Below are 9,334 nucleotides of genomic sequence, written 5' to 3'. Positions count from 1 at the left end.
TTCGGCCTATGAGCAACAGGTGATCATGGCACGCAAGGCGCTGAGCGATGCGGTGGTTGTAGCGCCGATCGATGGCGTGATTGCCGACCGTATGGTGAATCCCGGCGAACGCGCGCCGGTGGATGGCCGGCTGTTTGCCATTGCCGATCTCGGCATCATGGAAATGGAAGCCCTGGTGCCGGCCCGCGATGTGCCGCGTCTGAAACTGGGCCAGAAAGTGTCGCTGCGCGTGGAAGGCTTCGGCGAGCGCGAATTCCAGGGGCGGATCGAACGCATCAATCCCACGGTGCAAAGCGGCTCGCGCTCCATCCCGGTCTATATCCGCCTGGCCAATCCCGATTTCAGCCTGCGCGGCGGCATGTTCGGCAGCGGTGAGGCGATCCTGGCCGAGGCCCGCCATGCCGTGGCCGTGCCTTACGAAGCCTTGCGGACAGACGCCAAGGGCCCGCATGTTTTCGTGCTGGTCCAGAATGGCGGCACGCTTGAAAAGATTGAGCGCCGCGCCGTTACTCCGGGCTTGACCGAAACCATCCAGGGCAAGGTGGAAATCCTGCAAGGCCTGCGCGATGGCGAAACCGTGGTGGCCACGCCCGGCCTGCGCTTGAGCGACGGCACGCCGGCCCGCGTGGCCGGCCGCTGATCGGCCCGGGAGGCACGCGCCATGTGGCTTACCCGCGTTTCCATCAATAATCCGGTTTTCGCCAGCATGATGATGCTGTCGCTGCTGGTTGTCGGCCTGTTTTCCTACGCCAAGCTGAGCGTGGACCAGTTTCCCGATGTGGAATTCCCTATCGTGCTGGTGAATACCAGCTATCCCGGCGCCACACCCGAATCGGTGGAAAGCGAAGTTACCCGCCCGATCGAAGAAGCCGTCAACACCATCTCCGGCCTGCGCGCGCTCACTTCACGCTCGCTGGAAGGCCGCTCAAGCGTGATCATCGAATTCGAATTGACCGTGGACCCGGTGCGCGCCGTGCAGGATGTGCGCGAGAAGATCGCCCAGGTTACCCCGCGTTTCCGCCGCGAGATCGAAGACCCTGAAATCAGCCGCTTCAGCCCCGACAACCAGCCGATCGCCTCGCTGGCGGTGCGGTCCGACATACGCAATCTGCGCGACCTCAGCACGCTGACCGACCAGGTGATCCTCAAGCGCCTGCAGATCGCCCGTGGCGTGGGCCAAGCCTATATCGTGGGCGGCGTGAAGCGCCGCATCAATGTGTATCCAGATCCGGAAAAGATGCTGGCGCAAGGCATCGGCATGGATCAGCTGATGAACGCCTTGAAGGCCGAGAACCAGCAGATTCCGGTGGGTACCCTCACCCGCTCGGCACAGGAATTCGTGGTGCAGATCGAGGGCCGGGTGCAGGATCCGCGCAAATTCGCCGAATTGATCGTGGCGCGCCGTGGCGGCGCCTCGGTTACCCTGGGCGATATCGCCCGGGTGGAGGATGGCGAGGAGGAAGACAGCTCGATAGCCATGCTGGATGGCGAACGCATGCTGGCCATCGACTTCCTGAAGGTTCAGGGCGCCAACACCATCGAGGTGATCAACAACCTGAAGGTTCTGGTGAAGGAAGTGCAGGCCAGCCTGCCGCCGGATATCAAGCTGGAATTCGTGAAGGATACCTCGCGCGGCATCCAGGTTTCGGTGGATGGCGTGCGCCGCACCCTGATCGAGGGCGGCATCCTCACCGTGGTGATCGTGTTCCTGTTCCTGAATTCGTGGCGCAGCACGGTGATTACCGGCCTTACCCTGCCGATTGCCGTGATCGGCACATTGGCCGCCGTCTATGCCGCCGGCTTCACGCTCAACAAACTTACGCTGATGGCGCTGTCGCTGGCCATCGGCATCCTGATCGACGACGCCATCGTGGTGCGCGAAAATATCACCCGCCATGTCGGCATGGGCAAAAGCCATCGCCGCGCCGCGATGGAAGGCACTCAGGAAATCGGCCTGGCCGTGCTGGCCACCACGTTTTCCATCGTGGCGGTATTTCTGCCGGTGGCCTTCATGGGCGGGATCATCGGGCGATTCTTCCTGCAATTCGGCATCACCGTTGTAGTGGCGGTGCTGATCTCGCTATTCGTCAGCTTCAGTCTCGATCCGATGCTATCCAGCGTATGGCACGATCCGGATTCCCAGCCCAATGCCAAGCGCGGGCCGATCGGCCGCCTGGTCGGCCTGGTGGATATCGGCATGGAAAAACTCGGTCGGGTCTATAGCCGCCTGCTGGGCTGGAGCCTGCGCTGGCGCTGGTTGGTGATCGTGGTGGCGCTGGCCAGCTTCGGCGGTTCCTGCACATTGGCCACCCGCATCGGCACCGAGTTCGTGCCCGATGCCGATCTATCGGAAATCCTGGTGGAAGTCACCACCCAGCCGGGCTCGTCGCTGGATTATACCGAAGCCAAGCTGCGTCAGGTGCAGGATGCCCTGAAAGAGTTTCCGGAGGTGCGCTACACCTATGCCACCGCCAATGCCGGCCTGATGGCCCGGCGCAATGTGGGCACGCTGTATGTGCGCTTCGTGGACCTGAAGGACCGCACCCGCACGCCGATGGAACTGGCTCAGCCGATCCGCGAGCGACTGAGCCATATCGCAGGCATCGACAATGTGAATATCGGCTTGCCCAATATCGGCGGCGGCCTGAACAAGACCATCCAAATCAGCCTGCAAGGCCGCGAAATCGAAGAACTGGACCGCATCTCGCAGGAAGCCCTCAAACTGATCCGCACCGTGCCTGGCGTGGTGGACCTGGAATCCAGCCTGAAGGCCAACAAACCCACCGTGGCCCTCACGCTCGACCGCCAATTGGCCGCCGATCTCGGCGTGGGCATCAACCAGTTGGCCAGCACGTTGCGCCCGTTATTGGCCGGCGACGAGGCCGGCACCTGGAAGGCGCCGGATGGCGAGGATTACGATGTGTTCGTGCGTCTGCCGCGCACCGACCGTTCCGGCCTGCCCGATCTCGACCGCGTCTATGTCGCCTCCACCCAGGCCAACAGCGATGGCTCGCCGCGCATGGTGGCGCTCTCCCAGGTAGCCGATATCGCGCCCGCCACCGGATCCAACCAGATCAATCGCCGCGACCTGAGCCGCGAGGTGCTGCTTTCAGCCTCCGCCTTCGGCCGTCCGGTGGGCGAGGTAAGCCGCGAGATCGAAACCAAGCTGAAAACCCTGCAATTGCCACCGGGCTACCGTTTCTGGTTCGGCGGTTCCTCAAAGGACATGAACGAGAGCGCGGTTTATGCAGCCGGCGCGCTGCTGCTGGCGATCATTTTCATCTATCTGATCCTGGCCTCGCAATTCGCCAGCTTCCTGCAGCCTTTCGCCATCATGAGTTCGCTGCCGCTGTCGCTGATCGGTGTGGTGGTGGGCCTGTATTTCTGGGGCTCCACCTTCAACATCTTTTCCACCATCGGCTTCATCATGCTGATGGGTCTGGTGACCAAGAACGCCATCCTGCTGATCGATTTCGCCAACCAGGCGCGCGCCCATGGCGCCGACCGCACCGCCGCGCTGAAGGAAGCCGGCGAAATCCGCCTGCGCCCCATCGTGATGACCACCTTAGCGATGATCTTCGGCATGGTGCCGCTGGCCCTGGCGCTTGGCGAGGGTGCCAAACAAAGCTCGGCGATGGCGCATGCCGTAATCGGCGGCTTGATCAGTTCCACGCTGCTCACCTTGCTGGTGGTGCCGGTGATCTACACCTATCTGGATGATTTCGGCAGCTTCGTGAAACGTTTTCTGCCGCGCGCGCCGGATGAGCATGATGAGCCGCACGCAACGCCGGCCAAGCATCAGCCGGCGGAATAGGAAAGCTTAAAAGCTTTTGTCCAGGGCGCGTTCGCGCGACTGACGCTCTTTCATATCCAGATATTTCTGGTAAGCGGCATTGGCGCGTTCGGCCAGATCGGCCTGGCCGTTATTCGCCGCGTCCTGCGTCACACCAGCCTGGGTACCGGCCTGGGAATACGTGACGCCACGTGCAGTGCCGGATTTCGTGGCCGCATTCTGCGGACCCACCGGCTGGGCGCCAACGCTGCGCACAGCAACGCCGCCCTGTTGCGGGAAGGCCGGAAACCACTGGCGGCCGTCATTGCTTGCGGCGGGCTCGGCCGCCTGAGAAGACGCCTGAGCAGACGCCTGAACTTGTGCCGCCGCCGGTGCAGGTGTTGCCAGTGCAGGTGTTACTGGTGCAGGTGTTACCGGTGCAGGCGTGGCATTGGCTTGCGGCAGATCCAGGCGCGTGGCGCGGATCGGCGGGGTGGCGGCCGGATTATGATTGGAGGCGACCGGATTGGCCCAGGCGCGCTGAGCCAGATCGGACAAGGCACCGATGGGAATTTCGCGCGCCCGCAGCAATTCGGTCTGCTGTGCGTTCTGCGACAGCGGCTGCTGAGCGGCTTCAGCAAGCATCTGTTTCTCAGATGCCACGAAACGCGGCGCATTCCAGACGATATCGTCCAATCCGCCGCGGCCGGAGGCCAGTATTGCTTCAAGGGAGGAGCCGTTTTGGCTTTGAGGCGCATTCTGCGCGTTGGTGTTTGTTGGCGCATTCTGCGCAGGATTAGCTTCTGCTAAGCCGGTCTTTGCCGGAGACGTGGCCTTCTGGCCACCGAAATCGATACCGGCCATGGCGAGCACATGATCGCCCACATCCTTGCCGGTGCTTTCCTCGATCATGCCGTTGATGGCCGAGACGATGAAGCCGATCGGCCCACCGAACAGGGCGCCGCCAAGCATGCGCGATCCATTCTCGATCGTGTCTCCGGTCACCGCACGATAGATCGTGCCAACCACCGGGATATGCTGCAGCGGGTTGATGATGTCGAGGAAGGCGGAAAAACTGAAACCCTCCGGCCCGAACAGGCCCCGGCGCGGCTTCTCCGCTGCCGGCTGATCAGCCGCAGCCTGCCGATCCGTGGGCTTCACGGTTATCGTCGGCATCTGCAGGGGCGTATCGATCAGGCTGGTGACCATGGGTTCCTCTTTCGCCCATGGTTAAAGCAAGCGTGATGCCAACTCGATTTATCGCCATAAATCGCTATATTTCAACAAGTTACAATATTCCGACGGCAATTCCGGCAGCCCCCTGGCCCGGCATTTTTTGCCTCAATCGATAAGCTTTGTCGTTATCGCCGGGCCCATATTGCCGAGCTTCAATATGTTATATTATAACATATCAAATACAGATTTCCGTCAGCCGAGGCCCCATGCAAACCCAATCGATGCCGGTATCCCCAAACCGCCTGCCAGTCACCGTTCTGTCCGGCTTTCTCGGCGCCGGCAAAACCAGCTTGCTGAACCACCTGCTGCATAACCGCGAGGGCATGCGGGTGGCAGTGATCGTGAACGATATGAGCGAGGTGAATATCGATGCCCAGCTGGTGCGCGATGGCGGCGCCGATCTGAGCCGCACCGATGAGAAGCTGGTGGAGATGAGCAATGGCTGCATCTGCTGCACCTTGCGCGATGATCTGCTGGCCGAGGTGCGCCGCCTGGCCGAGGCCGGGCGGTTCGACTATCTGCTGATCGAAAGCACAGGTATTGCCGAGCCAATGCCTGTGGCCGCTACTTTCGAGTTCCGCGACGAAGCCGGCGCAAGCCTGGCGGACATCGCGCAGCTAGACACCATGGTGACGGTGGTGGATGCCTATAATTTCGTGCGCGATTACGCGTCCAGCGATTTTCTGAAACAACGTGGCTCGGCGGCCGGGCCGGAGGATGACCGCACCGTAGTGGACCTGCTGCTGGAACAGATCGAATTCGCCGATGTGATCCTGCTGAACAAAACCGATCTGGTGCAGGAAAGCGACCTCGGCTTTCTGGAAGGTCTGATCCATCGCTTCAATCCCGATGCCCGCATCATCCGCAGCATTTTCGGCAAGGTGGCGCCGCGCCAGGTGTTGGGCACGGGATTGTTCGATGCAAGCAACGCCCAACGCCTGCCGGGATGGCAGCAAGCCCTACTCGGCATCCACAATCCGGAAACCGAGGAATACGGCATCCGCAGCTTTGTCTATCGCTCGCGCCGGCCGTTCCATCCGCAACGCCTGTTTCGCTGGCTGGGTAGCGAATGGCCCAATGTATGGCGGTCGAAAGGGTTCTTCTGGCTGGCCAGCCGCATGGCTTATGTGGGTTCCTGGTCGCAGGCCGGCGCGGTATCGCGCCATGAAAAAGGCGGCCTGTGGTGGGCGGCGGTGCCGAAAGAGCATTGGCCAGACCATCCCGAATGGCGCCAGGGCATGGAACAGGTCTGGCATCCGGATTTCGGCGATCGCCGGCAGGAAATCGTGCTGATCGGCGCCGCAATGGATGAAGCGGCGCTGCGGCGCGGTTTCGATGCCTGCCTGCTCACCGATGCCGAAATGGCCATGGGTCGCAAAGCGTGGCAGCGGTTCAACGATCCCTTCCCGCTCTGGCATGATCCCAATGTGGGGCATGACCCGACACAGGACGCGGCATGAGCGCGCAGCAGCCGCAGCATGCGGCAATCGGCGATGATATCGCCGCATTGGCATTGATCGCCCGGCCCGCCTTGAATATCGCTGTCTGGCGCCGCCTTCTGCCGCTTTGCCTGCGCCATTTTGCCCAGGCAATGGCGGAACAGGCCGAACAGGATGTGTGTTTCTGGCTGGATGCGAAACAGGATGCCGGGCCAGCCGCGCGGCATGCCTTCGCGGCGGCGGGTTGGCCCGCCGGTATCGGCAGCCAGGCCATGGCCGCCGATATCGCGCAATTGACCAAGGCCATGCGCAAGGCCGGCAGCGGCAAGCACCTGCATGTGGATTTGCGCTGCGTGCAAACCAATGCCTGCCGGTATTACCATACCGACCGCCTGCATCTGCGCCTGTTATGCAGCTATGTCGGCCCAGGCACGGAATGGATTCCCGACGATGCCGCCGACCGCAGCATGCTGGGCAAGGGCATGAATGCCGCCGTGCTGCGTGATCCGGCGCGGTTACAGCATCTGCAAACCGGCTGGGCGGCGCTGTTGAAAGGCGATGGCGATCATGGCCGGCGGGGCATCGTGCATCGCTCGCCGCCGTTGCAGCCGGGCCAACGCCGCCTGGTGCTCACCATCGACGAACCGGGGCCGCATCTGCCGGATTGAACCAGCCTACAGGTAATGCCCCGAACGCTTCTTCTTGGTGGCGAGATAGGCTTCGTTATGGCTGTTGGCCGGGAATTTATGCGGCACGCGTTCGGCCACGCGGATGCCGGCGGCTTCCAGGCCGGTCACCTTCTCGGGATTGTTGGTCAATAGCCGCACCGCATCGAAGCCCAGCAGCTTCAGCATGCGCGCCGCCGGCAGGAACCAGCGTTCATCGGCGCCGAAACCGATGCGCTGATTGGCCTCGATGGTATCGAAACCCTGATCCTGCAATTGATAGGCGCGCAGCTTGTTGACCAGGCCGATGCCGCGGCCTTCCTGCGCCATATAAAGCAACACGCCGCCGCCGGCCTCGTTGATCGCCCGCACCGCGCCGCGCAATTGTTCGCCGCAATCGCAGCGCATGCTGCCCAGCAGGTCGCCGGTGAAACATTCCGAATGCAGCCGCGCCAGCACCGGCTGTGCCGGATCTGGCCGGCCGATCACCAGGGCGAAATGCTCCGGCCCGCCATCGGCTGGGCGAAAGGCATAAAGCCGCGCATCTTCGGCATCGGCCACCGGCAACCGCGCCTGGCTGATCGGCACCAGACTTTCGGCGGCCGCACGGTCATAATCCATCGCCATGCCGGTGGGCAGCGTCACCAGCAATTCCGGCAGCAGGGCATCGGCACGCACCGGCACATGCAGGGCAGCCGGCAGCAGATAGGCAATCTTGGCCAGCTTGATGGCCGCCGCTGCCGTGGCCGGCGGCGCGGCGCGCTTCACCGCCTCGAACGGCCCCCGCAAAGGCTTGCCGAGATCGCGGCTGGCATCGGCCAGATCGCGGATGAAGGCGGCCTGTTCGGCCTCCGCCACCGGCAACCGGGCCAGTGGCAGCAAAATCGTGTCATGCCCGGCAGAGGGGATATGCAGCACGGCGCCACGCCCCGCCGTGATCGCCAGCGCCGCATTTTCATCGCCCAGGGCACGCAATTGCGCCAGCAAAGGCTCGGTCAAGGTTTCCGCCGAGGCCACCAGAACGCCTCGATCCACCAGTTGGCCCTGATCGGCGGCGCGCAGCAGCACGGCCCGGCCCCGGCGCAATTCATGCGCGGCACGGTCCACCAGCAGCGAGACGGTCTCGGCTTCGTTTGCCATGGCAAGGGTTTACGCCGCCAGCCAAACGACCGCAAGCCGCCCCCAGACATGGCCCTGTAACTTACCGGTGCGATACTATGGCAGCATGAAACCTGTCTCACCCGCCCCGGCATTGCCCAGCCTGCAGGCCCGGCTGATTGCACGCGGCCTGCGCCGCCTGATCAAGCCGCGCCGCCTGCAACCGGCCGACATTCCGATGCTGCGCAGCCTCACCCTGGCGCTCACCCGCGCCGGCATTCCGCGTAATCTGCGCCTGGAGCGCATCAACAGCCCCCGTGGCGAATGGCTGTGGCCGGAAAATCCGCGCCAGCCTGCCAGACGAGGCCGGGCGCTGCTTTATCTGCATGGCGGCGGCTATATCTGCGGCGCGCCACGCAGCCATCGTGCCCTCACCACCCGGCTGGCCCAAACCCTCAATATCCCGGTTTTTGCATTGGATTACCGGCTGGCGCCCGAACATCCGTTTCCGGCGGCGCTGGACGATGCCGAGGCAGCCTGGCAATGGCTGCTGCATCGGCATGCCCTGCGGGCCGACCGCATCTATCTGGCCGGCGATTCCGCCGGTGGCGGATTGGCGCTGGCGCTGCTGTTGCGGCTGAAACAGAAGGCCCTGCCGATGCCTGCGGCGGCTGCGTTGTTTTCGCCCTGGGCCGATCTTGCCATGAGCGGCGCCAGCTATCGGGAGAATATTCAGCATTGCGCCTGGTTCATGCCGGCGCAGGTGCGGCTGGCTGCCCGGCTTTATGCCGGCGCAATGGCCATGAGCGATCCCTTCCTGTCGCCTCTGCATGGCGACCTGCATGGCCTGCCGCCGTTGATCCTGCATGTGAGCGACAGCGAATTGCTGCGCGACGATACCCTGGCGCTGGCCGACAAGGCGCGTCAGGCCGGCGTGATGGTGCAGTGCAAGGAATGGCATGGCCTGCCCCATGCCTGGCCGAATTTCGTAGGCCTGATGCCCGAGGCCGATCTCTGCCTGGCGGAAACCTGCAAGGCACTGGCCACAATCTAGCCGGACTCCCTTGAGTGACGCGGCCATTGGGCGCAAAGTTGCCCGTGATTCGCCAGCAGAATGCTCGAAT

Annotated in this window: 7 protein-coding genes; 5 read left to right on the top strand and 2 right to left on the bottom strand. The window is 63.2% G+C overall.

Features of this window, described 5'->3' with window-relative positions; all coding sequences use genetic code 11:
• Together KF827_RS14615 and KF827_RS14610 are read left to right on the top strand one after the other, a co-directional pair.
• Positions 1–640, top strand: a 640-nt coding sequence (locus KF827_RS14615; RefSeq protein WP_291006970.1) for an efflux RND transporter periplasmic adaptor subunit, incomplete at its 5' end; no start/stop codon positions are given.
• A gap of 21 nt (positions 641–661) precedes the next feature.
• Positions 662–3,814, top strand: a complete 3,153-nt coding sequence (locus KF827_RS14610; protein ID WP_291006969.1) for an efflux RND transporter permease subunit — start codon at positions 662–664, stop codon at positions 3,812–3,814.
• 6 nt (positions 3,815–3,820) lie between these two features.
• Here the strand turns inward: KF827_RS14610 and KF827_RS14605 are convergent, their stop codons facing one another.
• Positions 3,821–4,981: a hypothetical protein gene (locus KF827_RS14605; RefSeq protein ID WP_291006967.1), complete on the bottom strand. Its 1,161-nt coding sequence runs from the start codon at positions 4,979–4,981 to the stop codon at positions 3,821–3,823.
• Between the two features lie 233 nt (positions 4,982–5,214).
• On the opposite strand from KF827_RS14605, the gene zigA reads away from it, so the two are divergent.
• Positions 5,215–6,468, top strand: a complete 1,254-nt coding sequence (gene zigA, locus KF827_RS14600) for a zinc metallochaperone GTPase ZigA (RefSeq protein WP_291006965.1) — start codon at positions 5,215–5,217, stop codon at positions 6,466–6,468.
• Positions 6,465–7,115, top strand: a complete 651-nt coding sequence (locus tag KF827_RS14595; protein WP_291006963.1) for a DUF1826 domain-containing protein — start codon at positions 6,465–6,467, stop codon at positions 7,113–7,115. Before zigA ends, KF827_RS14595 begins: the two co-directional genes overlap by 4 nt.
• 6 nt (positions 7,116–7,121) lie before the next feature.
• Here the strand turns inward: KF827_RS14595 and ribA are convergent, their stop codons facing one another.
• A complete protein-coding gene (gene ribA / locus KF827_RS14590; protein WP_291006962.1) occupies positions 7,122–8,252 on the bottom strand; it encodes a GTP cyclohydrolase II in 1,131 nt (376 codons plus the stop codon).
• An 85-nt stretch (positions 8,253–8,337) separates the two neighbouring features.
• On the opposite strand from ribA, the gene KF827_RS14585 reads away from it, so the two are divergent.
• A complete protein-coding gene (locus tag KF827_RS14585) occupies positions 8,338–9,264 on the top strand; it encodes an alpha/beta hydrolase (RefSeq protein ID WP_291006961.1) in 927 nt (308 codons plus the stop codon).
• The last annotated feature ends 70 nt before the right edge of the window (positions 9,265–9,334 follow it).

The sequence above is a fragment of the Ferrovibrio sp. genome (assembly GCF_019636075.1).
Classification (GTDB): Bacteria; Pseudomonadota; Alphaproteobacteria; order Ferrovibrionales; family Ferrovibrionaceae; genus Ferrovibrio.
This window is presented reverse-complemented; position numbering and strand designations above follow the sequence as displayed.